Source organism: Variovorax ureilyticus (assembly GCF_050632185.1).
Classification (GTDB): Bacteria; Pseudomonadota; Gammaproteobacteria; order Burkholderiales; family Burkholderiaceae_C; genus Variovorax; species Variovorax ureilyticus_A.
Genome location: NZ_CP192579.1, coordinates 3,939,211 through 3,963,210 on the forward strand (window position 1 = coordinate 3,939,211; position 24,000 = coordinate 3,963,210).

The window sequence follows — 24,000 nt, forward strand, 5'->3', positions numbered from 1 at the left end:
CATGGCCGCCACGCCGCAACCGAACGATTCGGCGGACTCGGTCTTCTTCAAGCTCGTGCGGGTCGTCAACCTGACGGCACGCCCGTTCCAGCAGCGCGTCGGGCGGCAGCACCAGCTCACCCTCAACGAGTGGCGCGCGATGGCTCTGCTGGGCGCGCGGCCGGGCCTCACCGCCACGCAGCTCGCAGACCTGACGGGGCTCGACAAGATGGCGGTGAGCCGCGCGCTCGCGGGCCTCCAGCGCCACAAGCGGCTCCACCGGCACGAAGATCCGACCGATCTGCGCCGTACCCGGCTCTATCTGAGCAACGTCGGCAAGGTGCTCTTCGCCACCGTCCGCGCGCAAGCGCGCGTGCGCGAGGCGGAACTGTTCGCCGGCGTGGCGCCGGACGAGTTGCGGCAACTCGACGCCGTGCTCGACAAGCTCATCGCATCGGTCGCGGGCAGCGCCGACTCATCCGACTGAACTGCATCGGGTGCCCGGGGTTTCCACCGGCGACGAAGGAAGCTCTTCCCCTGTAAAAGAGGCCGCATCCGATTCACAGGAACCCGCATGTCCCATTCCTTTCCGCTGCGCCGCCGCACCGCGCTGAACCTCGCCGCACTGGCCGCATTCACCCTCGTTGCAGGCTCCGCCGCCGCCCAGTCCACCTGGCCGACCAAGCCGGTGCGTATCGTCGTGCCCTTCGCGCCCGGCGGCACCACCGACATCCTCGCGCGGGCGGTCGCGCCCGAGCTGTCGAAGGCCTTCGGCCAGCAGTTCATCGTCGACAACCGGGCGGGCGCGGGCGGCAACGTCGGCGCGGAGATCGTCGCGAGGTCGCCGAACGACGGCTACACGCTGCTGATGGGCACGGTGGGCACGCACGGCATCAACCGCGCGCTCTACCCCAAGCTGCCGTACGACCCGATCAAGGACTTCGCGCCGATCACGCTCGTTGCCGCGGTGCCGAACGTGATGGAAATGAACGTCGACAAGGCGAAGGCGCTGGGCATCAACAGCGTGGCCGACTTCGTGAAGTACGCGAAGGCCAACCCCGGCAAGCTCAACATGGCGTCGAGCGGCAGCGGCACCTCCATCCATCTCGCGGGCGAGCTGTTCAAGAGCATGACCGGCAGCTACATGACGCACATCCCGTACCGCGGCTCCGGTCCGGCACTCATGGACATGGTGGCGGGCAATGCGGACGTGATGTTCGACAACCTGCCCTCGTCGATGCAGCAGATCAAGGGCGGCAAGCTCAAGGCCCTGGCCGTCACGAGCGCGAAGCGCTCCCCGGCCTTGCCCGACATACCGACCGTCGAAGAAGCCGGCGGCCCGCTGCTCAAGGGCTACGAAGCCAGCTCATGGTTCGGTCTGCTCGCGCCCGCCGGCACCTCGCCGGACATCATCAACCGCATCCAGCACGAAGTCGCCAAATCGCTCTCGACGCCGGCAATCAAGGAGAAGATGGAAGCCCAGGGCGCCATCCCAAGCGGCAACACACCCGCCGAGTTCGCCAAGCTCATCGCCAGCGAGCACGAAAAATGGGCCAAGGTCGTCAAGGCGTCCGGGGCAAAAGTGGACTAGCCAAAGGCCAGAAATGCCGCGGAACCGGCTTCGCCGGGCCGCAGGCATTGCCCCCGGCAGGGGGTGCAGAGCTACACGAAGTGAGCGAGGCTGGGGGAGAGCCCGCTAAACGTCCCAGGTCACGTCTTTCTTGTCCGCGAGCGAGTCCTTGAGCATGTGGAGCAACGGCGCCCCACGCTGGCGCAGGCCGATGTGCTGCTTCTCGGCTTCGTTGTCATGTCCTTCGACCGCGTAGTCGTCGTCGTTGTGGACATTGGCCGCCTCGCGCCGCATCGCCGCCTCGAGCGCAGTGATGGCCGCGGGCATCTGTTCCACGGTGATGACGCCTTTGGGCGCAGGCGCCTTGCCGATGATGTCGAACAGCTGGCGCGCGTGGACTTCGAGCATCACGAAGGGCGGCGTCGCACGGGAGTTGAATCGATACAGCATGGCCTGCCTCTCTTTACTTGTAGATGTAATCGCGGACAAACGGGTAGGGCGACTGCGCGCCGCGGATCGGGCCATCGCCGATCTCTCCGTCCGGCTTGACGGAGAGCATCTGGTACAGCGCGATCCAGCCCTGCTCGAAGCTCATCGCCGAACCCGCCAGGTACAGCCGGTACGCACGCAGGACGCGCTCGGCGTTTTCGCCCTGCCGGCCGCCGGCGCCCTTGAGCACTTCGCGCGCCTTGTCGAGCTGCGACTCGAGTGCGTCCGACCACGCCCACAGCGTGCGCGCATAGTGCGGACGCAGGTTTTCGGTATCGACCATCTCCAGTCCCGCCGCCGCCGTCTCGCGCAGCACGTGGGTCACGTGAAGCAGCTCGCCGCCCGGGAAGATGTACTTCTCGATGAAGTCGCCCATACCGGCGCCGAGCTGCCTGTAGTCGAGCTGGCCCGAGGTGATGCCGTGGTTCAGCACCATGCCGCCAGGCACGAGCAGCGAATGAATCTTGCGGAAGTAGACCGGCATGTTCGCCGCGCCGACGTGCTCGAACATGCCGACCGACGAGATCTTGTCGAAGGGCTTGCCGGGATCGAGCTCGCGGTAGTCGCGCAGCTCCACGCGCACGCGGCCCTGAAGGCCCTTCTCTTCGATCAGCCGCTGCACATGCGCATGCTGGTTCTTCGACAGCGTGATGCCGGTCGCGTCCACGCCGTAGTGCTCGGCCGCCCACATCAGCAGCGCGCCCCAGCCTGAGCCGATGTCCAGGAAGCGCTCGCCGGGCTTGAGCATCAGCTTGCGGCAGATGTGGTCGAGCTTGGCCTCCTGCGCCTCGCCGAGCGTCATCGCCGCGTCACGGAAGTAGGCACACGAATACACGCGGCGCGCATCGAGCCACAGCGCGTAGAAGTCGTCGGAGACGTCGTAGTGGAACTCGATCTGCCGGGCGTCCTTGCCCAGCGAGTGCGCGCCGTGCGACTTGGCGCGGCGCTGCAGGCGACTCCACCAGGAGGTGCTGGTCTCGGCCGGATTGCCCGGCAGCAGGCTGACGGTGGCGTCGATGAGATCGCGCATCGCGCCTTCGATCTGGACGCGGCCTTCGACATAGGCCTCGCCGATGGCGCCGACTTGCCGGGTCGCGAGCTTGGCGAGCGCGGACCACTCGGAAAAAGCCAGGGTGACACGAGACCCGGGCTTGGCAACCTGCCGACCGTCTGGCAGTCGCAGCGTGATGGGGACGGACAGGGCGGAAAGCTGGGACTCGATCTTCGGTAACAGGCTTTGCATGTTACTAATTCTTGCGAGCGCGCGCGACCGCGTCAACTGGGGTACCCGGACAAACCCGGTGCGAGCATGGGTTGACACCAGATCGTTTATGTCTAAACTATTTATCCATGAATAGCTCAACCCCGAACCTTCACCGCGTGTTGTGCATTGGCGGCGGCCCTGCCGGCCTGTATTTCGCGCTCTTGATGAAAGCCCGGCAGCCGGCCCTCGACATCACCGTGGTCGAGCGCAACCGCCCCTTCGACACCTTCGGCTGGGGTGTCGTGCTCAGCGACCAGACGCTCGACAACCTGGTCGCGGCCGACCCGGAAACGGCGAAGCTCATCGGGGGAGAGTTCCATCACTGGGACGACATCCAGGTGTTCTTCAAGGGCCGGCAGGTGCGCTCCGGCGGACACGGCTTCTGCGGCATCGGCCGCAAGCGCCTCTTGAACATCCTGCAGGAGCGCTGCCTCGCGCTCGGCGTCAAGCTGGTGTTCGAGACCGACGTCACGGACGACCAGGCGCTCGCCGCGCAGTACAACGCCGACCTGGTGATCGCGAGCGACGGCCTCAACAGCCGCATCCGCCAGCGCTACACCGACGTCTTCAAGCCCGACATCGACCTGCGCGAGTGCCGCTTCGTGTGGCTTGGCACGCACCAGACCTTCGACGCCTTCACCTTCGCGTTCGAAGAGACGGAGCACGGCTGGTTCCAGGCGCACGCCTACCAGTTCGACAACGACACTTCCACCTTCATCGTCGAGACACCCGAGGAAGTCTGGAAGGCCCACGGCCTCGACAAGATGGAGCAACCGGAGGCGATCGCCTTCTGCGAGAAGATGTTCGCGAAGTACCTCGGCGGACATCAGCTCATCAGCAACGCGACGCATCTGCGCGGGTCGGCGAACTGGATCCGCTTTCCGCGCGTCATCTGCAAGAACTGGACGCACCGAATCGACGTGAACGGCCGCAAGGTGCCTGTCGTGCTCATGGGCGATGCCGCGCACACCGCGCACTTCTCGATCGGCTCCGGCACCAAGCTGGCGCTGGAAGATGCGATCGACCTCGCGAATGAATTCGGCACCGGCCACGCCATCGACGCGGTACTGACCGCCTACGAGGCACGACGCAGCGTCGAAGTGCTCAAGATCCAGAACGCGGCGCGCAACTCGACCGAATGGTTCGAGAACGTGGAGCGCTACACCGGCATGGAGATCGAGCAGTTCGCGTACTCGCTGCTCACGCGCTCGCAGCGCATCAGCCACGAGAACCTGCGCCTGCGCGACGCGACCTGGCTCAACGGCTACGAGCAATGGCTGGCGGGCGGCAAGCCGCTGCCGCCGATGCTGATGCCACTGACCGTGCGCGGACTGACGCTCAAGAACCGCATCGTGGTCTCGCCAATGGCGACCTACAGCGCGATCGACGGCGTGCCGCAGGACTTCCTGCTCGTGCACCTCGGCGCACGCGCACTCGGCGGCGCCGGCCTGGTCTTCGTCGAGATGACGAGCCCGACGCCCGAAGGCCGCATCACACCCGGGTGCACCGGGCTCTACAACGACGCGCAGCAGGCGGCCTTCAAGCGCATCGTCGATTTCGTGCACACGCAGTCGACCGCCAAGATCGCGATGCAGCTCGGCCACAGCGGCCCGAAGGGTTCGACGCAGGTGGGTTGGGAAGGCACCGACGAGCCGCTGCCGCAAGGCAACTGGCCGCTGCTCTCCGCGAGCGCCCTGCCCTACGGCGAACAGAACCAGATGCCCGCGCAGATGACGCGCGCCGACATGGACCTCTTGCGCGATCAGTTCGTCGCCTCGACGAAGCGCGCCGCCGAGGCGGGCTTCGACTGGCTCGAACTGCATTGCGCGCACGGCTACCTGCTGTCGTCCTTCCTGAGCCCGCTGACGAACCTGCGCACGGACGAATACGGCGGCAGTCTCGAAAACCGCCTGCGCTATCCGCTCGAAGTGTTCCGGGCGATGCGTGCCGCATGGCCGAAGGAACGGCCGATGAGCGTGCGGATCTCCGCGCACGACTGGGCGCCGGGCGGCAACACGGCCGACGATGCGGTCGAGATGGCGCGCGCCTTCAAGGAGGCCGGCGCCGACTTCATCGACGTGTCTTCGGGCCAGACCACGCGCGCCGCCAAGCCGGTGTATGGCCGCATGTACCAGACGCCGTTCGCGGACCGCATCCGCAACGAGGTCGGCATCTCCACCATCGCGGTTGGCGCGATCACCGACGCCGACCAGGCGAACAGCATCATCGCCGCGGGCCGCGCCGACCTGTGCGCCCTGGCGCGGCCGCACCTCGCCGACCCGGCCTGGACGTTGCACGAGACCGCCAAGCTGCAGAACCGTGACGTCGACTGGCCGAAGCAGTACCTGAGCGGCCGGGACCAGATGTACCGCGAGATCGCAAAGCAGCAGCAACTCGCTGCCGCGATGGCCGCGGGGCAGCGCCCCGCGGCCGAAGAGAGCCACTGATGGACCTGGAGGCCCGCGCCCACAGCGAACACCCGGAGGAGCTGCGCCTCTGGCTGCGCCTCTTGACCTGCACCCAGCTCATCGAGAAGCAGGTCCGCAACGAACTGCGCGAGCAGTTCGCGACCACGCTGCCGCGCTTCGACCTCATGTCTCAGCTCGAGCGCGCGCCCGAGGGGCTGAAGATGAACGAGCTCTCGCGCCGCATGATGGTCACCGGCGGCAACGTCACCGGCATCACCGACCAGCTGGTGTCCGAAGGCCTCGTGGAGCGGGTCGACGTCGAAGGCGACCGCCGCGCCCGGCGTGTGCGCCTCACCGCGCGCGGCCGCAAGCTCTTCAACGACATGGCGCAGCAGCACGAGGCATGGATCTGCGAGGCGTTCTCCGCGCTGAACCCCAAGGAGATCGCGCAACTTCACAAGCTGCTCGGCAAGGTCAAGCAGCACTCACATCAACAATTGGCGGAGACTCTATGAAACACTACATCGGCGCTGACAACCCCATGCGCGCCCAGTTCGATCCGAAGGCGGGCTACGAGGCCACGCACTTTTCCTGGTCCTTCAAGGACGGCGTCGGCACGGTCACGCTCAACCGGCCCGAGCGCAAGAACCCGCTGACCTTCGATTCGTATGCGGAGCTGCGCGACCTGTTCCGCGCGCTGTATTTCGCGACCGACGTGAAGGCGATCGTCGTGGTCGGCGCGGGCGGCAACTTCTGCTCGGGCGGCGACGTGCACGAGATCATCGGCCCGCTCACCAAGATGCGAATGCCCGAGTTGCTGGAGTTCACGCGCATGACCGGCGACCTGGTGAAGGCGATCCGCCATTGCCCGCAGCCGATCGTCGGCGCGATCGACGGCGTTTGCGCCGGCGCCGGCGCGATGATCGCACTGGCCTGCGACATCCGCTATGGAACGCCGGGGACGAAGACCGCGTTCCTCTTCACGCGCGTCGGACTCGCGGGCGCCGACATGGGGGCCTGCGCACTGCTGCCGCGCGTGATCGGCCAGGGGCGCGCATCGGAGCTCCTCTTCACCGGCCGCGCAATGAACGCACAGGAAGGGCTGGCCTGGGGCTTCTTCAACGCGCTGCACGAGAGCGATGGCCTGCTCGACGCCGCGACCGCGATGGCGCGCGAGCTCGCACAAGGCCCGACTTTCGCGCACGGCATGACAAAGACCATGCTCTCGCAGGAATGGGCCATGACCATCGACCAGGCCATCGAGGCCGAAGCGCAGGCACAGGCCATCTGCATGCAGACGGAGGACTTCAAGCGCGCCTTCGAGGCCTTCGCGGCCAAGCGCAAGCCGGTGTTCGAGGGGGACTGATCCATGGCCGCGTCTGCTGTCGATCCTTCGACGACCCACCTTGAACTGCCCTTCTTCGACGAAGCGCATCGCGCGCTCGCGCATGATCTGCTGCCGTGGGCGCGCGCGCAATCGGTGGACGAGCGCGACGATCGTGCCGCCTGCCGCGACTGGGTCCGGCGCCTCGGCGATGCCGGGTGGCTGCGCTACTGCGTGCCCGCCGCTTCGGGCGGTGCACTCGATCGGCTCGATTCGCGCGCCCTCGTGGTGCTGCGCGAGACATTGGCCTTCCACTCGCCGCTGGCTGACTTCGCATTCGCGATGCAGGGGCTGGGCAGTGGCGCGATCACGCTCGCGGGCACTGCCGAGCAGCACGCGAACTATCTGGCGCCCGTGGGACGCGGCGACAAGATCGCGGCCTTCGCGCTGAGCGAACCCGACGCCGGCTCCGATGTCGGCGCCATGGCGATGCGCGCGGAGCCCACTGCCGATGGCTGGCGCCTCGCCGGCGAGAAGACCTGGATCAGCAACGGCGGCCTCGCGGACTTCTACTGCGTGTTCGCCAAGACCGACCCGGCCGCCGGTTCGCGCGGCATCACCGCGTTCATCGTCGATGCGAAGACGCCGGGGCTCGACACCTCGTCGCATATCGACGTCATGGCGCCGCACCCGCTGGCCACGCTGCGCTTCGACGGCTGCGTGGTTCCGAAGAGCGCCCAGCTCGGCGAATTGAATGGCGGCTTCAAGCTGGCGATGCGCACGCTCGATATCTTCCGCGCCTCGGTCGCCGGCGCCGCGCTCGGCATGGGACGCCGCGCGCTGACCGAGGGCGTGCAGCACTCGCAGAAGCGGAAGATGTTCGGTCAGACGCTCGCCGACTTCCAGCTCACGCAGGCCAAGCTCGGCGAGATGGCCGCGCTGATCGACGCCGGCGCCCTGCTGACCTATCGCGCGGCCTGGATGCGCGATGACAGCGAGCGTCGTGGCGTGCCGGCCGTCGGCGACCTGACCGCGGCCGCCGCGATGGCCAAGATGACCGCCACCGAAAACGCGAGCCGCGTGATCGACATGGCACTGCAGATGCACGGCGGCCTCGGCGTCAAGGTCGGCAGCAAGGTCGAGAGCCTCTACCGCGACATCCGCTCCCTGCGCATCTACGAAGGCGCAACGGAGGTTCAGCAGCTCATCATCGGCAAGTCAGTGCTGCGCCCGGCGCCGGGCCGCCCCAAGGCGGGCACTGCCCCTTCGGGAGGCAGCGACGACGCGCAACGCGGAGCGTGGGGGCAGAAGGAACGACCATGACCGCCAGTGCGCAAATCGACCGCTTCGTGCATGACCGCCTGCCGCCGGCCGATCAACTGCCGATCTTTCGGTACGACCTGCCTGAGCTTCAGCTGCCTGATCAGTTGAATCTGGTCGAGGAGTTGCTCGACAGGGCGACCGACAAGGGCTTCGCGGACAAGCCGATGTTGCGCTCGCCGGGGCGGACGCTGACGTACGCCGAGGCCGCTGTCGAGGTCAACCGGATCGCGCAGGTGCTTACCGAGGACCTGGGGCTGGTGCCCGGAAATCGCGTGCTGCTGCGCGGCGGCAATTCGATCCCGATGGCCTTGGGTTGGCTCGCGGTGGTCAAGGCCGGCATGATCGCGGTTGCCACCATGCCCCTGCTTCGGGCCAAGGAGCTGGGCGAGATCCTGGAGAAGTCGCAGCCCTCGGCCGCACTGTGCGACGGGAAGCTGCTGGATGAGCTGCAGACGGCGCAGCAGGCGCATCCGGTTCTGAAGACGATCGTCGCGTTCAATCAGCCGGACGCGCCGGATTCGTTGTCGGCACGGGCTGCATCGAAGAGCGGTGTGTTCAAGGCGTGCCCCACGTCCGCGGACGACATTGCGCTGCTGGCCTTCACTTCGGGGACAACAGGCAAGCCGAAGGCGCCGGTCACGACGCACCGGGATGTGCTCGCGATGTGCCAGACATGGCCTCGCCATATCCTGAAGGCGCGCAGCGACGACATCGTGATCGGATCACCTCCGCTGGCCTTCACTTTCGGGCTGGGCGGCCTCCTGATCTTCCCCATGTGGGCGGGCGCTTCGGTGTACTTCCACGACAGCTCGTACTCGCCGGAATCGATGGTTCAGGTCATCCGCAACATCGGCGCCACCATCTGCTACACGGCGCCGACCTTTTACCGCCAGATGACCGCGTTTGCGAAGCAGCACGGCGTGCCGAGTCTTCGCATCAGTGTCAGCGCCGGTGAAGCACTCCCCGACGCGACGCGGCAGATGTGGAAGCAGGCGACCGGCATCGAGATGCTCGACGGCATCGGCGGCACCGAGGTGTTTCACATCTACATCTCCGCGGCCGGCGCAGACGTGCGCCGCGGCGCGGTCGGCAAGGCCGTACCCGGCTTCACCGCCAGGATCGTCGACGACGACGGCAACGAAGTTCCGCGCGGCACGGTCGGCAAGCTGGCCATCATCGGGCCTGTGGGCTGCCGCTACCTGGACGACCCGCGCCAGACCAGCTACGTCAGGGACGGCTGGAACTATCCCGGAGATGCCTTCGTCGAGGACGAGGACGGCTACTTCTTCTACCAGTCGCGCGCCGACGACATGATCGTCACCGCGGGCTACAACGTCGGCGGCCCCGAGGTCGAAGACGCGCTTCTCAAGCACCCCGCCGTCGCGGAATGCGCTGTCATCGGCAAGACGGATGAGGAGCGCGGCATGATCGTCAAGGCATTCTGCGTCCTCAAGCCCGGACACGCAGGCGATGCAGCGTTGGTCAAGGCGCTGCAGGATCACGTCAAGGCGACCATCGCGCCTTTCAAATATCCCCGCGAGGTCGCGTTCGTGGCGAGCCTGCCACGTACCGAAACCGGGAAACTCCAACGATTCAAACTGAGGCAACTCGCATGATCAAACTCCTCCAACCTCCTGGCTGGGCCCCTCCGAAAGGCTACGCGAACGGCGTCGCCGCACGCGGCACGATGGTGTTCGTGGGCGGACAGATCGGCTGGAATGCCCAGCAGCAATTCGAATCCGACGACTTCATCGAGCAGACGGGGCTGGCCCTGCGAAACATCGTCGAGGTCTTGCGCGAGGCCGGCGCCGGGCCCGAGCACATGGTGCGGATGACCTGGTACGTGACGGATCGCGATGAGTACAACCGCCGCCTGGGCGAACTCGGACCGGTGTACCGCGACGCCATGGGTCGCAACTTTCCCGCGATGACCTGCGTGCAGGTGGCGGCGCTGGTCGAGTCGCGCGCCAAGGTGGAAATCGAGGTCACGGCTGTCATCCCCGATTGATTCGGGCGACCCACAAAAGAAAACGCCCACTTGAAAAAGTGGGCGTTTTTATTTGGTTGCGCGAGGGGGATTTGGACAGCAGAGACTTGTTCAGATCCCTAGCGCGAGCAAGCGCCGCCAGCTGCGCTAACCAGATGCACGGCGGCTGCGCCGTGGTAGCCTTTCAAGCATGCGCATAGTTTTGTTGGGCGGCGGCGGCCACGCGAGCGATGTACTTGGCGCAATCGAGGCTCTTCAGGCCTTTTCGCCAATGCAACCCGGTGTGGCGTACACGGTTGTAGGCATCCTCGCTGATGCTGACATCGATATGCGTCGCTTCGCGGCGCGCGGCGTGACTCAGATCGGCAGCATCGATGACATGGGGCGAATTGATGCCTCGCACTACGTCGCCTGCGTCGGTTATCCCAAAAGTCGAAGGTCCGTAGTCGAACGTGCGGCTCAGAGCGGTCTTCAGGCGCTGACGCTTGTGCACCCTCGTGCATGGGTTCATCCCGGAGTGCCAATCGGACCTGGCTCGGTTGTGCTGGCCGGCTCGTGCATCAGCCCAGGTTCAGAGGTCGGGGCGCATGTGTACCTAGGCCAAGGGAGCATCATCGGCCACGATTGCGTCGTGGGGGACTACGTGAGCGTCATGCCCGGGGCAACCGTAAGTGGTGATACCGAAATCGGGCCGGGCGCGCTCGTAGGTGCGAATGCAACGATTCTCGAGAAGCGCTCCGTGGGGCCTTGGGCGAGAGTCGGCGCAGGTGCGGTGGTCACAAAAGATATTCCAGGCGATGCAGTTGCTGTAGGAATTCCTGCTCGATTCTGAAGCTTCGTGCCGGCATGCAGGCGGCGTGCCTAGCGGCGGCACTATGCTAGGGTCCGTCCCTCGCAATCAGCCGCCCGATCGCCCCTTAGCTCATGACCTCCGAAGCCGACAACATCATCAGAGTCTTGCGCCCGAGACTGCCGCAGGCAGCGGCGCTCGCGCCATACCTCCAGCGCATCGACGATTCCAGGATCTACAGTAACTACGGACCGCTGAACGCTGAATTCACACGGCGCCTCGGCGAACTGGTCGGGGGCAGTCATGTGACGCTCACGTCGAACGGCACGACAGCAATCGAACTCGCGTTGCGGCTGCGCGCGAAACATTCGGCCGGCCTATGCTTGATGCCAGCGTTCACCTTCATCGCGAGCGCGCACGCGGTCTGCAATGCCGGGCTCACGCCGTTCCTTCTCGATGTGGATGAGCAGTCCCTGACGCTCACTCCGAAAATTGCTGAGGCGGCACTATCCTTGGCGAGTGAGAAGGTCAGCGCCGTCTTGGTCGTCAGCGCGTTCGGCGCGCCACCGGACATCACTGCCTGGGCCGATTTCGAGCGACGGACCAGCATTCCGGTCGTTTTCGACGCGGCCGCAGCCTGCACCGCCCTCTCCGGGATTCGCGAGCAGCCGATGTGCGTGAGTCTCCATGCGACAAAGGCACTGGGAATCGGCGAAGGCGGCGCGATTTTCAGCGCTGACCCCGACTTCTCGGCGCGCGCGAAGGCGATGACCGGATTTGGGTTCGAGGGCGTCGAGCGGGTCTCGACACTCCGCGGTGGCAACTACCGGATCTCGGAATACACCGCCGCCGTCGGACTGGCGGCCCTTGATGGGCTACCCACGAGATTGGCGCAAATGCGTGACTTGACGGCAGCGTATGCGCACCGCCTAGCGGGCAAGGCGGCCCGACTGCAGAGAGGGGCAGGGACCGAGTGGGTGACCATGACGTTGAACGTCATCGTGGAACCGGAAGAGGTCGCGCCGACCATCCAGAGGCTTGATGAAGCCAAGGTTGAGTGGCGGCGATGGTGGGGCCCCGGGTGCCACAAGCATCCCGCATTTGCCGATGCCCCGCGGTTAGACTTGCCGGTCACCGACGCCTTGGCGCCGCGAGTGATCGGGTTGCCATTCCATGACGGCTTGTCGCCCGCTCATTTGGATCGCGTCGCGCACTGCCTCAAATGAATCAGGCCCCGCTCCTTTCCTACATCGTCCTGTCGTACAACTACGACCGCTACATCGAAAAGACGCTGCGAAGCATCCTTTCGCAGACCATTCAGGACTTTGAGATCATCGTCGTCGACGATGCCTCGTCAGACCGCTCGGTTGCAGTTGTCGAAGCGATCAACGATCAACGCATTCGCCTCTACGTCAACGAAAAGAACATGGGCGGCGCGGCAAGTTACAACCGGGCCGTCACTGAAGCGCGTGGAGAGTGGCTGGTCAACCTCGATGCCGATGACTGGATTGATCCGCTGAAAGCGGAGAAGCAATTGCAGGCGGTGGCACAGGACCCGACTCTCGACATCATTGGTTCGTACATTGCGGTCCGAGACGAGAACGACTCGGTACTGCCAGCGGGGCAATCGCATGAGGAGGCAATGAATAAGCCTCATGCGTTGAATCTGGTGGACACTTGGATCGGTGCAAACTATCTGTGCAGGTCGTCCACGATGGTCCGAGCAGCGGCACACAGGCGCATAGGTCTTGACGATCCAACGATGGTTCGCGCGCCGGACTATGAGCTTTGGACGCGGGCGCTGCGTGAGGGGTGTCGCTTTGCGCTCGTTCCCGAGCAGTTGACGTTCATGCGCATGCACTCTCAAGGGGTGACCCACGCGCACCCCATCGGCACGCTCATGGAGATGAGCTACGCCATGCAGCGAAACCTCGCACCACTCGCGGAAGAGCGATCGCTAAATCTGTCGTTCACGCGCATGGTTGCCTGGGTGGCGAAGCATCCATCATTCGAAGGCTTGCCACGTGGGAGCGCGCATCGGCTAATTGGGGCCTTGATGGCCCCGACATCGGCCAACGGGTTTACGAGCTTCATGTCGCTTATCAACGATGCGACCGATCATGACAAGCTTGCTGCAATTGGCCGTCGCACCTTGGCTTTTTTAGGGCCGAGGATCGACGAATACCAAGAAGTTGGGAAATTGCTAGAAGATGTCGAGGCTTACCGTTCCGCCGTCGACCATTTCAAAACGCAAAGCGAATCGTGGGAGCGGGAATATCGCTACCTTGAGTCGAAGGTAAAAAACACGCGCCCGAGCGCCCAGCCGTCCTGAAGATGAAACCACTCAAAATCCTTGTGCTACTTCCATTCGCGGCCAAAGGCTCGTTGGCGACTGCCGTCGCACTCGGCTTAGAGGGCCGAGGGTTTGTGATGAGCGCTGCATTCTGTGCAGCGCCGCCGGCGATCTATGAGAGAGAGAGCCGAGGAGTCTTTCAATCCGATGAGCGACTGATGGATCTGTCAAGCAAGTCAGAGGCTGAGCGACTTGAGGCCATTAAGGGCTTTGTGGTGGAAAACCAGATTGATGTGATCCTTCAATTTGGTGCCGCGAACCTTTATCGAATCCTTCCTTACGTCAAGGAAAGTTCACCGGGTATACGGCTCGTCGACGTCCTTTTCAATCAGTTGGTTTACGCACAAGAGCACTTTCTAGTCGAAGATGCGTTTGACGGAATTCTTGTGGAGAGCCAATTCATGTTCGACTTCATCAAGCGCTCTTCGCCTAAAGCAGCTGGAAAAATTGAATTCGTAGCGAAAGCGAGATCGCGCGAATCGAACGACAGGCCGGTGCTCATTGACAGCTACGCTACGGCGATTTCAAGATTGGCAGCATAGGCCGGCGAGTGCGCCACCGGTCATCAGGACGCTGGATCGATCCCCGATGACTGGAACAGCATCAATGGCGCATATAGCCACTAGAAATCCGTAAAAATCCGGAATAAGAAAACCGCCACGAGATCACACGCGCCCCCAGTAGCGGCGCGGCTCGGGACAGTGCCGACCACCTCGTAAAAACAACTACCCGAAGCGCGCGGGCTCGGTGGGGGTTAGACCGCGCGCGGGTGGGTGCGGTGGGCGTCCTGGAGGCGGCGGGGGATGCGACGCCACAGGATGGGTGCAGGGAAGCCACTGGCAGGCCCGTGGCTGCGCCGAACGCGTCACGCGAGGGCGCGGAGGCAGCGGGCAAGAAAAAGGGCGCCATGCGCGCCCTTGTGGTTGGTTCGAGGTTGAGGCTTCAGCCAGCGGGGGCCGAGTCCAAGCCAGGCGGAACGATGAACCGCACCAGCTCTTCGCCCGCCCATTCATTGAGTTCGCGGAAGCGCTGCATCAGCGGCCGGATCTCGTTGTCGACGAACACCCGTAGCGCGTCCGGTGCGTTGCCGAAGCCACCGGCATTCGTCGGCACGATGCCGAGCAGTCCGGGCGGCACACGATGCGCCGCGAGCACATCGTCCTTGCTGACGTTCTTGATCGCGGCGAAGTCATCTTTCGCCGCCACCTCGCTGACCGGAATCAGCTTCAACCCGTCAGACTTGCCGCCGGGCATGTGCAGGAACAGGTTGCGGAAGTTGCCGGGCCCCTTCGCGTTCTTCAGTGCCAGGCGCAGCGCGTCCGCGTCGGAGTTGTCCACCTGGCCATCGGTGAGATACAGGATGAACCCGGCGTGCGAGCCATTGGCGTAGTACTTGCGCCGGAACATCGTCGCGGCCTCATTGAGCCAGGCCGACTGCAGCGCGCTGATGTACTCCGGCAGACCATAGATCTCTTGGTTGATATCGTCCTCGCGCAGATGGAACACAGAGCCTTGCGGGAATTCGTGCTCCTGCTGCCACCCACGCACGAAAAAGTAGCTGCCCGCCTCTTCACCGCGGCGCGTGTACTTGCTCAATGAGTGCCGCAGCTCCAACGCCCGCATCGTCATCGAGCGTGGCTGCTCAAGGTAGCCATTCCCGAAGACAAGAAAGTCGAGGGCCCACGCTCCAAAGGTCGCGCTCGATAGACGCGGATGCGGCACGAACATCGATTTCAGCAGGTTGCGCTTGAGGTAGATCGCAGAGCCATGATGCGGCGACGCGCGGAACGCGCTGGCCAGCCCTTCCCATGGCAGCGGAGGCTCATACCAACGGCCGTTGAACATGCTCTCGACATAGTCCAGCAGCTGAATGCGGCTCACCGGCTCCGGATCGCCGAATGTGAACGCTTCGACCACAGAGCCATCGCTCTGCGTCAACAGCGGCGTGGCAGTGGCCACCGGCCCCGTGCGAGACAACTGGCGCACCGCGCCGCGCTTGTTTTTGCTCATCCAAAGATCTCCATGCGAGAGTTGCCGCCGATCACGTCGCCGGCGAGTGTTTCGTTGTCGAGCGCATGCATCGTGGCCCATGCCAGATCCGCATGCCCCGTTTCTTCCGAGCGGCCCGAGTCGTAGGTCACGTTGCGCCCGCTCGCCGTCAGCACACGCTTGATCGCCATGAACGCGGCGGCGACATCAGTCCATCCGGCATCGAACTCAAGCCGCCCCTTGTGGATGACCTGCTGCGCCTTGAGCACCAGGCGCTGTTTCACCTCGATGCTGTATTGGTAGCCCTTCACCTGGGGAAAGAACTTCTTGACGATCTGGAAGACGCCCTCACCAAGACCCGTCTTGTCGATGCCGATGTGCACTACGTTGTATTGCTGCGTGATGCGTTTGATCGCCTCGGCCTGCGCCTCGAAGTCCGACCCCTTGAACTGCTCGCGGTGCAACAAGCGGAACTTGCCGCCAGGCACGCGCGGCGGCGCCACCACCACGAGCGCCGCCGCATCGCCCTTGTCCGATGGGTCGTAGCCGACCCACACAGGATGGTTGGCATAGGGCCGCAGCCACAGCGGCTTTACATCGCTCCATGCCTCCCAGCTGTCGACCATGCACGCCTGCATCTGCGCCAGCGAGAACAGCGACAGGCTGTCGTCGATGAACTGGCACATGAAGAGGTTCGCGAACTCGTCGAGGCTGTACTCATCGCGCAGCTCGGCGATATCGAACAGGTCGAAGCCGAGCGCAACGGCATCTTCCACAGTGACGATGTCCCGCCACTTGCGATCGAGGCCCAGCATGCCGCCCCGCAGTGCCTTGTGGCTCGTGTCGATGTGAACGCGATCCTTCTTCGCCCGCCCCTTGTTCCGATCGTCACCGGTCCAGAAGCCATAGGCTTCATGCGACATCGCCGATGGCGTCGAGAAATACGTCTTGCGCCAGTGCTTGTGCGACGCCATCGCGCTGGCCAGCTTGTTGATCAGCCGGAAGCGCGGAACCCAGAAGAATTCGTCGAAGTAGAAGTCGCCGTGATAGCTCTGGGCCGTCATGGCGTTGGTGCCGAGAAAGATCAGCTCGGCACCGTTCCACAGTTTGATGTTCTCGCCCTTGAGCTCGACGTCGACTTCTTTCGCGAAGTCCACGATATAGCTGCGGAACTGGTGCGCCTGTGCCTTCGAGGCCGACAGGAAAAGCTTGTTGCGCGCCTCCTTTGCCGCTGACAGCAGCGCCTCGCGCGAGAAATAGTAGGTCGCGCCGATCTGCCGCGACTTGAGCACCAGGCGCGTGCGCTGTAGCTGCTGCTCAAACCAGTTCTGATGAAACGGGAAGTTCGATTCGCGTAGCTTCGACTCCAGCAGCGCGATCTGGTCTTCGCTGAACTCGTTGCGTTTAGGCTTGCGCTTCGGCGCCGCATTGCGCGCGGCGATATTCGGATTCAGGTCGCCTTCGCGCCCGGTCTGCTGGTACTTTTCGACGCGAGCCGTTCGCTCCAGCTGGCGCCCCAGCAGGTCGATTTCCTTGTAGTCGCCGCCGGTCTTGTCTGCCTTCAGGATCAGTTGCACGAGGCGCGCTTCAAGCGCTCCGTTGACGCGATCGAGCGGCTGTGCGTCATCCCATTTCTCGGCATCCTTCCACCCGTAGACGGTCGACGCGGGCACGCCCAGGTGCTCTGCGATCTGCTTGCACTTCCAACCGGTCCAATACAGAAAACGAGCAGCCGTTCGGGGTTGCGCGTCCGGCGTCAACGTGGCAATCTGGCTTGCCTCAGTGCCCGCAACGCTGACCGACGGAGCCACATCTGCCACCGGCGCAGTAGCGCATCGAGCCCGCCCACGCTTGCGCGGCGCGGCTTTCACAGCGACAGAAACAGCTCGGCGAGCACGGCCGGGCGCAGCGGATTTCACGGGCATGCCGCCAAGGTTGCCCGCGCGCGCGAAGAGCCGCCATCACGTCAAACCGTCCCCGCCACTGCCACATTTGCAGCGGCTTGAGGCTGCATGCGCGCATAGACACCATTGGCTCATCTCGTCGCGACCACTCGCGATCACCACTCAACCAGCAGCGAGCAAAGCCAATGTCCACTCCAGCGAAAAAGCAGTCCAAGTTCTTCCGCATCGGCGTCGAAGGCGCCACCACCGATGGCCGACGCATCGAACGCGACTGGCTCACGCAGATGGCCGAGCAGTACAACCGCAGCACCTACGGCGCGCGTATCAATCTGGAGCACTACAAGGGCATCGTCCCCGATGGTCCCTTCCGCGCCTACGGTGACGTGATCGCCCTCAAGGCCGAAGAGGTCGAGATCGGAGGTCAGAAGAAGATGGCCCTCTTCGCGCAGATCGAGCCCACCGCCGACCTGATCGACCTCGCGAAGAAGCGCCAGAAGATCTACACCTCGATGGAGGTGAACGCGAAGTTCGCCGACACCGGCAAGGCGTACCTCGTTGGCCTGGCAGTCACCGACAACCCCGCCAGCCTGGGGACCGATGCGCTCGAATTCGCTGCGTCGAAGCCGGCCGCCAACCCCTGGGCCGCGCGCAAGACCGACAAAGACAACGTCGTCACCGAGGCTGAAGAAGCAACCCTCGAATTCGAGGATGCGGCCGACGACAGCGCCCTGAGCAAATTCAAAACCGTGATCGCTGGGGCGCTGGCCAAGTTCGGCGCCAAGAGCGCGACCGACGACGCGCGCTTTGCCGCCATCGGAGAGGGATTCGAGCAACTGGGCACTGTCTTCGCCGCGCACGTCACCGACACCGCCGCGAAGCTGGCCGCGAGCGACAAGACCATCGGCGAGCTGCAGGGCCAACTCAAAGACCTGCAGGCCAAGTATTCGGCCATCGACTCCACGCCCGCGGGCACGCAGCGCCCCCTGCCACCGGCGGAAACAGCGCCGTCAAGACCGACTGCTGATTCCAGTCGCCCACCCGACACCATCCTCCGCAACATCACCCACAGGCAGCAACACCATGCGCAACCCTACCCGCCTCGCATTCAACGCCTACTTGTCCCAGCTGGCCACGCTCAACGGCGTCGCCAGCGTCATCGAGCGCTTCAACGTCAACCCGCGCGTGCAGCAGACGCTCGAAACCAAGATGCAAGAGTCGAGCGAATTTCTCCGACGCATCAACGTCATCGGCGTGGTCGAGCAGATGGGCGCCAAAGTCGGCGTAGGCGTCACTGGCCCCATCGCGGGCCGCACGGACACCAGCGGCAACGGCACCCGCAAGCCGCGCAATGTCGCGGCGCTCGACGAAAAGGGCTACCGCTGCGTGCAGACCAACTTCGACACGTCCATCAAATACCAGCTGCTCGATGCGTGGGCCGGCTTCCCGGACTTCCAGACCCGTATCCGCGACTCCATCCTGCAGCGCCAAGCGCTCGACCGCATCACAGTCGGTTTCAACGGCGTCAGCATTGCGGCCACCACCGACATCGTCGCCAACCCGCTGCTGCAGGACGTCAACAAGGGATGGCTGCAGCAGATGCGTGAGAACGCCCCCGCCAATGTCGTCACTCAAGGCAGCAAGCAACCCGGCAAAGTCATCGTCGGCGCCAACGCGGCCACCAGCGACTACGCCAATCTCGATGCGGTCGTTTTCGACGGCATCACGCTGCTCGACCCCTGGCACCAGCAGAACCCGGGCCTCGTGGCCGTGGTCGGCCGCAGCCTGATGCACGACAAGTACTTCCCGCTGGTCAACAAGGATCAGCCGCCAACCGAAAGCCTGGCCGCCGACATCGTCATCAGCCAGAAGCGCGTTGGTGGGCTGCAGGCCGTTACCGTGCCGTTCTTCCCCGATGGCAAGGTGCTCATCACCACGCTCGACAACCTGTCGCTGTACTGGCAGATCGAAGGCCGCCGCCGCAATCTCAAGGATGTGCCCGAGCGCGATCAGATCGAGAACTACGAGTCGTCCAACGATGCGTACGTCGTCGAGGACTACGGCCGCGCCGCGCTGATCGAGAACATCGAGATCGCCGCCTAACCCAGGCGCCAAACGTCAGCCGAAAAGCCGACGCGCAGGCCCCGCCAGCGGGCCTGCGCATCACCCACCAGCCAGGAACACCACCATGCGCCCACTCAGCCCAGCTCAGCGCCATCGCGCACGCATCCTGCAGGAACAAGCCCAAGCCACCAGCCCGTATGGAACCGAACTCCAAGGTGACGCCTACGGCCTCATGCGAATCAAGCTCTCGCAGGACAAGGCACGTCTGAGCGCGACACAGTCGCACGAGCGACGCGCAGAGATGAAAGCCAAGCTGCTGCCCGAATACCTCGACTGGATCGAGACCGCCGTCAAGGGCACGGGCGCGCAGGATCAGGTGCTCACCACCGTCATGGTCTGGTGCTTCGACGCCGGTGCCTACGGCCTGGGTCTTCGCATCGCCTCCTATGTCATCCGCCACAAGATGCCTATGGCCGACGAGTACAAGCGGAGCGCTGCAGCCATCGTGATCGACGAGCTGGCAAACGCCTACCTCAAAGGCCAGTGGAAGCCGCTCGACGTGCAGGCCGGCGAAGACGACACGCGGCAGCTGGCGCCCGCAATCGTTGAGCCGGGCAAGCAGCGCGACCACACGGCCGCGACGCTGGCCGAAGCCTATGCGCTCACCGCCGAGCAGGATGCTCCGGACCAAGCCCGCGCGAAGTTGCTCAAGGCCATCGCCTACGCCGCCATGGGTAAGGTGCAGACCGCCGAAGATCCGGACCTCACCACCATCGAGCCGGGGGAGCTGCGCTCCGCGCTGCAGGTACTCCAGCGCGCCCTCACGCTCGACAGCAACTGTGGCGTGAAGAAGGACATCGAGCGCCTTGAGCGCGTCCTGGCCAAGACCGGCAACGCGGACGCGTCGCCGCCAACCCAACAACCCGCTGCCGCCAAGGCGGCGCCCGCGCGCAAGACCCCCGCCGCCAAGAAGGCCGCGTCTCCTGCACGCCAGCGCCCGCCTCGCAAGTAGCGCAACCGAGCACCCCGCGTGCCGGGCGGCCCGTGGCGCAGCGTGAAAGGCTGACCCCTCACCACAACGCGCCACGGCCACCGCCCACCTATACCCGCCGAGCAGACCATGTCACTCATCGCCGCCGCCCCTCCCCTCGTGCGCACCACGCCGCCCGAAGATCCGGCCCCGCTTGGTCGTGTCTCGGCCGGCGTCTGGTGGCCAGAGATCGACCTGGCGGACCTGCGCGACGCCATGCGCCTCGATGGCGCCATAACGCCCGATCGCCTGCTGCACGCCACGCAGGAAGCCGTCGCCGCCACCATCAGCCAGCTGGCCACCTGGGCATCGACGCGCGAGCAGCAGGGCCACGCATCGCTCGAAGACGTGCCCGCGCTCAAGGTCGACAATGAATCGATCCTCGTCCAGCGTTTCCGCCGCGCCGTCTACTGCCACGCCAAGGCCAATTTGCTCGAGCGATACAGCGATTACGACACGACCGGCCGCGCCCGCCGGAAGGATCAGGAAGACACCCGCGATGACCAGGCCGAACAACATCGCCGCGATGCCACGTTCGCCGTGCGCGACATCCTGGGCGTTTCGCGCCTCACCGTGGAGCTGATCTAGCCATGCCGCGTACCGTCATCGCGCAGCAGCACGACACCGTCGACCTGCTCTGCCTGCGCCACCTCGGCGCCACGGCCGGCGTCACCGAAGCCACGTATCGCCTCAATCCCGGGCTCGCTGACATCGGCCCCATCCTGCCCCTCGGCCGCGCCGTCGTCTTGCCCGATCTTTCCGCCACTACGGCGCGCGTCGAAACCGTGCAGCTGTGGGACTAGGAGCCGCCGCCATGCCCCTCTCCATCACTCGCCACCATGCCATGACTGAACCCACCACCACCGCTGCAGCCGCCGGTACCGCTGGCTACAAGCTGGCTCTTCTATCGCTGCCCGTCGTCGCCAGCCTGATCGCCTTCTGGCTCGGCATCCGATTCGTGCCGCTGCGCGCGGGCCATTCCTGGCACGACCTCATCAATCGCGTCATCGCCTGCTTGGTCAGCTCATTCATCGTCGGTACGACGGCTCTGGTGCTGCTCATGAACCACAAGCCGAGCATCTTCGAGGCCGGCGCCTCACTCGCGCAGATCGCCTCCTTTCCGCCCGAAGCCGGCTTCTTCGTCATCACCGGATGCGTGTTCGTCGTCAGCAGCATCCCGGGCCCATGGATCGTGGCCGCCGTCTTCCTCTGGCTGGAGCGCCGAAAGGGTCACGACATCGCGGAGATAGCCGCCGAGATCCGCGCCGAGATGCGAAAGCAGAACGCCACTGGAACGCCTGGGCTCGACGCGCAGGCCGGCGCCGTCGATATGCCAACCGCCAAGCCCTGACATCACCATGCTCACTCTCGCCCAACTCATCGCAGCCGGCATCACGCCGACCGTGGCACGCACCTTCCTGCCCGGTCTGATCGAGGCTTTCACCCGCTTCGAGATCAACAACCCGCGCCGCATCGCCGCCTTCATCGGCCAGTGCAGCCACGAGTCCAGCGCCTTCACGCGCCTGGAAGAGAACCTCTACTACACCGATCCGGCCCGTATCGCGGCGATGTTCAGCGCCCTGCGCCAGATCGACAAGGCGCGCAACTACGTCCGACAGCCCAAGGCCATGGCCAACATCGTCTACGCGGGCCGCAATGGCAACGGCACACCCGAGTCCGGCGATGGTTGGACTTACCGGGGTCGCGGCCTCATCGGCATCACCGGCAGGGGCAACTATCGACGCGCCGGCGAAGGCACGGGACTGCCATGCGAAGCACAGCCCGACATCGTTGCCGAGCCCACCGGCGCGGCCATCACCGCGGCGTGGTACTGGCGCACGAACGGCCTCAACGCGCTCGCCGACCTATGGCAGCTGGACGGGATCACCCGTGGCATCAACGGCGCCGCCATGGCGGGCCGCTCCGACCGGGTCGAGCGATGCAATCGCGCCTTCCTAGCGATCACCGAAGCCATCGCGGCATGAACAGCCTGCTCGTCACTCTGGCCCCGGCCGTCCTAGTTGCCGCCGCATCGGCCATCCCGGCCTACTTCGTCGGCGACAGCCATGGCGCCGCCAGGGTGCAGCAGGCTTGGGACAACACCACCGCCAATCAGGCCGAACACAAGACAGCCCAAATCGTCACCACTCGCGAGAAGGAAACCACCCATGCCGGCACCGTCACCCAGGCCATCGACACCTACCAGGCCGCGCGCGCTCCTGCCGCTGATGACAGTGCTGCTCGCATCGCTGATGCTCAGCGCCTGCAGCGCGCCGCCGAAGAGCGCGCCATTCGATATCGCGATCTGTCCAAGGCCGGCGCCGCTGAGCGAGATCGTCTCGCAAGCCATGCGGCCGAACTCGACAGCAGTCTTGCAGCAGGCCGAATCGTGGCTGAACAGCTCCGGGCAACTGTTGTCGAACGCGATCAGCAGCTCCAACTACTCGGCGCCATCATCACCGCTGATCGCGCCCTCGCGGAGCCAGGCGGCGGGACCAACGCAATCCCCTGAGCTATGAAGAAACCCCAGCTGCTGCGCGACCACATCACGAATGCCTGCCCAGAGCTGGCCATCAACCCGGAAAGACTGACCGTCTTCATCGAGCGCGGGACCATCGTGCACACCGGCACACCCGCGCTGTCCTTCGAGTACCGCTACACGCTCAATATCGTCGTCATCGACTGGGCCGGCAGCACCGACGTGCTCATCGTCCCCATCGTCGCGTGGCTGAAGAAGCACCAGCCCGACATCTTCGACAACCCCGAGCGGCGCGAGAAGGCTTTTCGCTTCGAGTCCGAAGTCATCGACCACAACCAAGCCGACATTGGGATCGAGATCGACCTGCGAGAGTCCGTGGCTGTCGAGGGCATGACGATCGATGGCATCAACCGCCTCACCACGCGGCATGTCGGCGAGCCGCTTCTGGCTGGCTTTGAACCCGTCGAATCGACGCTCGACCTGCAGGCCGAGTGGCGCGTCAAGAACCTCGACGAAGAAGCATGAGCGACGCGCTCAACAGGCTCGCCACCTGGGTTGCGCCCCTACTGGTCGCCCTCTCGCCCGAGCGCCGCCGCGCGGCGATGGTGCAGGTCGCGACATACATGCGCCGCAGCAATTCGCAACGCATCGCCGCGCAGTTGAACCCCGATGGCACGCCATACGAGCCACGCAAGCCGAGGCTGCGAAAGAAGAAGGGCTCCATCCGCCGCAAGATGTTCGAGAAGCTGCGCACGGCCAAGCATCTGCGAAAGCAAGCGACCGCCAACAGCGCCACCATCTCCATCGGTGGGCGCAGTGCGCGCATCGCGCGGGTGCACCAGTACGGACTGCGCGACAAGGTCGATTGGCGCCGTCCCAACTCGCTCGAAGTGCAGTACGCTCGGCGCGAGCTGCTGGGCTTCACGTCCGCAGACGAAGGCGCCATCACCGACATCCTGCTGCATCACTTCACCGCAGGACGCTGACGAATCTCGGCCTGCGCGCGGCGCAGATGGTGGCCGCATCAGTCCCCGCCACACGCACTTACGC

25 protein-coding genes and 1 pseudogene are annotated in these 24,000 nt (G+C 64.8%); 22 read left to right on the plus strand and 4 right to left on the minus strand.

Annotation, left to right across the window (positions count from 1 at the left end; genetic code table 11):
* Nucleotide 1 precedes the first annotated feature (1 nt).
* On the plus strand, nucleotides 2-466 hold the full coding sequence (locus ACQ858_RS19420; protein WP_431274205.1) for a MarR family winged helix-turn-helix transcriptional regulator: 465 nt from the start codon (nucleotides 2-4) through the stop codon (nucleotides 464-466).
* An 87-nt stretch (nucleotides 467-553) separates the two neighbouring features.
* Nucleotides 554-1,570, plus strand: coding sequence for a Bug family tripartite tricarboxylate transporter substrate binding protein (locus ACQ858_RS19425; RefSeq protein WP_431274206.1), 1,017 nt, complete (start codon nucleotides 554-556; stop codon nucleotides 1,568-1,570).
* Between the two features lie 105 nt (nucleotides 1,571-1,675).
* Here ACQ858_RS19425 and ACQ858_RS19430 read toward each other — a convergent pair whose 3' ends face one another.
* Together ACQ858_RS19430 and ACQ858_RS19435 are read right to left on the minus strand one after the other, a co-directional pair.
* Nucleotides 1,676-1,999, minus strand: a complete 324-nt coding sequence (locus ACQ858_RS19430; RefSeq protein WP_431274207.1) for a DUF1840 domain-containing protein — start codon at nucleotides 1,997-1,999, stop codon at nucleotides 1,676-1,678.
* Between the two features lie 13 nt (nucleotides 2,000-2,012).
* Complete coding sequence (locus ACQ858_RS19435) at nucleotides 2,013-3,281, minus strand: class I SAM-dependent methyltransferase (protein WP_431274208.1); 1,269 nt, start codon at nucleotides 3,279-3,281, stop codon at nucleotides 2,013-2,015.
* A gap of 107 nt (nucleotides 3,282-3,388) precedes the next feature.
* Here ACQ858_RS19435 and ACQ858_RS19440 point away from each other — a divergent pair, with 107 nt between their 5' ends.
* The 10 genes from ACQ858_RS19440 to ACQ858_RS19485 all read left to right on the plus strand — a co-directional run bounded on the left by ACQ858_RS19440 (nucleotide 3,389) and on the right by ACQ858_RS19485 (nucleotide 14,029).
* Nucleotides 3,389-5,749: a bifunctional salicylyl-CoA 5-hydroxylase/oxidoreductase gene (locus ACQ858_RS19440; protein ID WP_431274209.1), complete on the plus strand. Its 2,361-nt coding sequence runs from the start codon at nucleotides 3,389-3,391 to the stop codon at nucleotides 5,747-5,749.
* Nucleotides 5,749-6,225 carry a MarR family winged helix-turn-helix transcriptional regulator gene (locus ACQ858_RS19445; RefSeq protein ID WP_431274210.1) on the plus strand — a complete coding sequence of 159 codons (477 nt, stop codon included), beginning with the start codon at nucleotides 5,749-5,751 and terminating at the stop codon, nucleotides 6,223-6,225. The genes ACQ858_RS19440 and ACQ858_RS19445 overlap by 1 nt, the downstream gene beginning before the upstream one ends.
* Nucleotides 6,222-7,076 carry an enoyl-CoA hydratase family protein gene (locus tag ACQ858_RS19450; RefSeq protein WP_431274211.1) on the plus strand — a complete coding sequence of 285 codons (855 nt, stop codon included), beginning with the start codon at nucleotides 6,222-6,224 and terminating at the stop codon, nucleotides 7,074-7,076. Before ACQ858_RS19445 ends, ACQ858_RS19450 begins: the two co-directional genes overlap by 4 nt.
* A gap of 3 nt (nucleotides 7,077-7,079) precedes the next feature.
* The gene (locus ACQ858_RS19455; RefSeq protein WP_431274212.1) at nucleotides 7,080-8,357 is read left to right on the plus strand and encodes an acyl-CoA dehydrogenase family protein; all 1,278 of its coding nucleotides are present in this window, start codon (nucleotides 7,080-7,082) and stop codon (nucleotides 8,355-8,357) included.
* On the plus strand, nucleotides 8,354-9,973 hold the full coding sequence (locus ACQ858_RS19460; protein WP_431274213.1) for an AMP-binding protein: 1,620 nt from the start codon (nucleotides 8,354-8,356) through the stop codon (nucleotides 9,971-9,973). The genes ACQ858_RS19455 and ACQ858_RS19460 overlap by 4 nt, the downstream gene beginning before the upstream one ends.
* Entirely contained in the window at nucleotides 9,970-10,365 is a 396-nt protein-coding gene (locus ACQ858_RS19465) for a RidA family protein (RefSeq protein ID WP_184530114.1), read from the plus strand. The genes ACQ858_RS19460 and ACQ858_RS19465 overlap by 4 nt, the downstream gene beginning before the upstream one ends.
* A gap of 169 nt (nucleotides 10,366-10,534) precedes the next feature.
* Nucleotides 10,535-11,176 (plus strand): acetyltransferase, encoded by a 642-nt coding sequence (locus ACQ858_RS19470; RefSeq protein WP_431274214.1) that lies wholly within the window; start codon nucleotides 10,535-10,537, stop codon nucleotides 11,174-11,176.
* A gap of 92 nt (nucleotides 11,177-11,268) precedes the next feature.
* The gene (locus ACQ858_RS19475; RefSeq protein ID WP_431274215.1) at nucleotides 11,269-12,360 is read left to right on the plus strand and encodes a DegT/DnrJ/EryC1/StrS family aminotransferase; all 1,092 of its coding nucleotides are present in this window, start codon (nucleotides 11,269-11,271) and stop codon (nucleotides 12,358-12,360) included.
* Complete coding sequence (locus ACQ858_RS19480; protein ID WP_431274216.1) at nucleotides 12,357-13,466, plus strand: glycosyltransferase family 2 protein; 1,110 nt, start codon at nucleotides 12,357-12,359, stop codon at nucleotides 13,464-13,466. Before ACQ858_RS19475 ends, ACQ858_RS19480 begins: the two co-directional genes overlap by 4 nt.
* A 2-nt stretch (nucleotides 13,467-13,468) precedes the next feature.
* Nucleotides 13,469-14,029 (plus strand): hypothetical protein, encoded by a 561-nt coding sequence (locus ACQ858_RS19485; protein WP_431274217.1) that lies wholly within the window; start codon nucleotides 13,469-13,471, stop codon nucleotides 14,027-14,029.
* A 400-nt stretch (nucleotides 14,030-14,429) separates the two neighbouring features.
* Here the strand turns inward: ACQ858_RS19485 and ACQ858_RS19490 are convergent, their stop codons facing one another.
* On the minus strand, nucleotides 14,430-15,497 hold the full coding sequence (locus ACQ858_RS19490) for a phage portal protein (RefSeq protein WP_431274218.1): 1,068 nt from the start codon (nucleotides 15,495-15,497) through the stop codon (nucleotides 14,430-14,432).
* A complete protein-coding gene (locus tag ACQ858_RS19495) occupies nucleotides 15,494-17,245 on the minus strand; it encodes a terminase large subunit domain-containing protein (protein WP_431276905.1) in 1,752 nt (583 codons plus the stop codon). Before ACQ858_RS19495 ends, ACQ858_RS19490 begins: the two co-directional genes overlap by 4 nt.
* A 320-nt stretch (nucleotides 17,246-17,565) precedes the next feature.
* Here ACQ858_RS19495 and ACQ858_RS19500 point away from each other — a divergent pair.
* From ACQ858_RS19500 to ACQ858_RS19545, 10 genes and pseudogenes are all read left to right on the plus strand, one after another.
* A pseudogene (locus ACQ858_RS19500) lies at nucleotides 17,566-18,303 on the plus strand (GPO family capsid scaffolding protein); the annotation flags it as partial.
* A gap of 157 nt (nucleotides 18,304-18,460) precedes the next feature.
* Complete coding sequence (locus ACQ858_RS19505; protein WP_431274219.1) at nucleotides 18,461-19,480, plus strand: phage major capsid protein, P2 family; 1,020 nt, start codon at nucleotides 18,461-18,463, stop codon at nucleotides 19,478-19,480.
* Nucleotides 19,481-19,565: 85 nt separating this feature from the next.
* Nucleotides 19,566-20,453, plus strand: a complete 888-nt coding sequence (gene gpM, locus ACQ858_RS19510; RefSeq protein WP_431274220.1) for a phage terminase small subunit — start codon at nucleotides 19,566-19,568, stop codon at nucleotides 20,451-20,453.
* A gap of 108 nt (nucleotides 20,454-20,561) precedes the next feature.
* Complete coding sequence (locus ACQ858_RS19515) at nucleotides 20,562-21,059, plus strand: head completion/stabilization protein (protein ID WP_431274221.1); 498 nt, start codon at nucleotides 20,562-20,564, stop codon at nucleotides 21,057-21,059.
* A gap of 2 nt (nucleotides 21,060-21,061) precedes the next feature.
* Nucleotides 21,062-21,274 carry a tail protein X gene (locus tag ACQ858_RS19520; protein WP_431274222.1) on the plus strand — a complete coding sequence of 71 codons (213 nt, stop codon included), beginning with the start codon at nucleotides 21,062-21,064 and terminating at the stop codon, nucleotides 21,272-21,274.
* 41 nt (nucleotides 21,275-21,315) lie between these two features.
* Complete coding sequence (locus tag ACQ858_RS19525) at nucleotides 21,316-21,822, plus strand: hypothetical protein (RefSeq protein ID WP_431274223.1); 507 nt, start codon at nucleotides 21,316-21,318, stop codon at nucleotides 21,820-21,822.
* Between the two features lie 7 nt (nucleotides 21,823-21,829).
* The gene (locus ACQ858_RS19530) at nucleotides 21,830-22,456 is read left to right on the plus strand and encodes a glycoside hydrolase family 19 protein (protein ID WP_431274224.1); all 627 of its coding nucleotides are present in this window, start codon (nucleotides 21,830-21,832) and stop codon (nucleotides 22,454-22,456) included.
* A complete protein-coding gene (locus tag ACQ858_RS19535) occupies nucleotides 22,453-22,983 on the plus strand; it encodes a hypothetical protein (RefSeq protein WP_431274225.1) in 531 nt (176 codons plus the stop codon). The genes ACQ858_RS19530 and ACQ858_RS19535 overlap by 4 nt, the downstream gene beginning before the upstream one ends.
* Before the next feature lie 3 nt (nucleotides 22,984-22,986).
* Nucleotides 22,987-23,475 carry a phage tail protein gene (locus tag ACQ858_RS19540; RefSeq protein WP_431274226.1) on the plus strand — a complete coding sequence of 163 codons (489 nt, stop codon included), beginning with the start codon at nucleotides 22,987-22,989 and terminating at the stop codon, nucleotides 23,473-23,475.
* Nucleotides 23,472-23,936: a phage virion morphogenesis protein gene (locus ACQ858_RS19545; protein WP_431274227.1), complete on the plus strand. Its 465-nt coding sequence runs from the start codon at nucleotides 23,472-23,474 to the stop codon at nucleotides 23,934-23,936. Before ACQ858_RS19540 ends, ACQ858_RS19545 begins: the two co-directional genes overlap by 4 nt.
* The last annotated feature ends 64 nt before the right edge of the window (nucleotides 23,937-24,000 follow it).

Excerpts from the sequence above, each read along its gene's own strand:
- ACQ858_RS19420 (WP_431274205.1), top strand. The coding sequence starts at position 2 with ATGGCCGCCACGCCGCAACCGAACGATTCGGCGGACTCGGTCTTCTTC.
- ACQ858_RS19425 (WP_431274206.1), top strand. The coding sequence starts at position 554 with ATGTCCCATTCCTTTCCGCTGCGCCGCCGCACCGCGCTGAACCTCGCC.
- ACQ858_RS19430 (WP_431274207.1), bottom strand. The coding sequence starts at position 1,999 with ATGCTGTATCGATTCAACTCCCGTGCGACGCCGCCCTTCGTGATGCTC.
- ACQ858_RS19435 (WP_431274208.1), bottom strand. The coding sequence starts at position 3,281 with ATGCAAAGCCTGTTACCGAAGATCGAGTCCCAGCTTTCCGCCCTGTCC.
- ACQ858_RS19440 (WP_431274209.1), top strand. The coding sequence starts at position 3,389 with ATGAATAGCTCAACCCCGAACCTTCACCGCGTGTTGTGCATTGGCGGC.
- ACQ858_RS19445 (WP_431274210.1), top strand. The coding sequence starts at position 5,749 with ATGGACCTGGAGGCCCGCGCCCACAGCGAACACCCGGAGGAGCTGCGC.
- ACQ858_RS19450 (WP_431274211.1), top strand. The coding sequence starts at position 6,222 with ATGAAACACTACATCGGCGCTGACAACCCCATGCGCGCCCAGTTCGAT.
- ACQ858_RS19455 (WP_431274212.1), top strand. The coding sequence starts at position 7,080 with ATGGCCGCGTCTGCTGTCGATCCTTCGACGACCCACCTTGAACTGCCC.
- ACQ858_RS19460 (WP_431274213.1), top strand. The coding sequence starts at position 8,354 with ATGACCGCCAGTGCGCAAATCGACCGCTTCGTGCATGACCGCCTGCCG.
- ACQ858_RS19465 (WP_184530114.1), top strand. The coding sequence starts at position 9,970 with ATGATCAAACTCCTCCAACCTCCTGGCTGGGCCCCTCCGAAAGGCTAC.
- ACQ858_RS19470 (WP_431274214.1), top strand. The coding sequence starts at position 10,535 with ATGCGCATAGTTTTGTTGGGCGGCGGCGGCCACGCGAGCGATGTACTT.
- ACQ858_RS19475 (WP_431274215.1), top strand. The coding sequence starts at position 11,269 with ATGACCTCCGAAGCCGACAACATCATCAGAGTCTTGCGCCCGAGACTG.
- ACQ858_RS19480 (WP_431274216.1), top strand. The coding sequence starts at position 12,357 with ATGAATCAGGCCCCGCTCCTTTCCTACATCGTCCTGTCGTACAACTAC.
- ACQ858_RS19485 (WP_431274217.1), top strand. The coding sequence starts at position 13,469 with ATGAAACCACTCAAAATCCTTGTGCTACTTCCATTCGCGGCCAAAGGC.
- ACQ858_RS19490 (WP_431274218.1), bottom strand. The coding sequence starts at position 15,497 with ATGAGCAAAAACAAGCGCGGCGCGGTGCGCCAGTTGTCTCGCACGGGG.
- ACQ858_RS19505 (WP_431274219.1), top strand. The coding sequence starts at position 18,461 with ATGCGCAACCCTACCCGCCTCGCATTCAACGCCTACTTGTCCCAGCTG.
- gpM (WP_431274220.1), top strand. The coding sequence starts at position 19,566 with ATGCGCCCACTCAGCCCAGCTCAGCGCCATCGCGCACGCATCCTGCAG.
- ACQ858_RS19515 (WP_431274221.1), top strand. The coding sequence starts at position 20,562 with ATGTCACTCATCGCCGCCGCCCCTCCCCTCGTGCGCACCACGCCGCCC.
- ACQ858_RS19520 (WP_431274222.1), top strand. The coding sequence starts at position 21,062 with ATGCCGCGTACCGTCATCGCGCAGCAGCACGACACCGTCGACCTGCTC.
- ACQ858_RS19525 (WP_431274223.1), top strand. The coding sequence starts at position 21,316 with ATGACTGAACCCACCACCACCGCTGCAGCCGCCGGTACCGCTGGCTAC.
- ACQ858_RS19530 (WP_431274224.1), top strand. The coding sequence starts at position 21,830 with ATGCTCACTCTCGCCCAACTCATCGCAGCCGGCATCACGCCGACCGTG.
- ACQ858_RS19535 (WP_431274225.1), top strand. The coding sequence starts at position 22,453 with ATGAACAGCCTGCTCGTCACTCTGGCCCCGGCCGTCCTAGTTGCCGCC.
- ACQ858_RS19540 (WP_431274226.1), top strand. The coding sequence starts at position 22,987 with ATGAAGAAACCCCAGCTGCTGCGCGACCACATCACGAATGCCTGCCCA.
- ACQ858_RS19545 (WP_431274227.1), top strand. The coding sequence starts at position 23,472 with ATGAGCGACGCGCTCAACAGGCTCGCCACCTGGGTTGCGCCCCTACTG.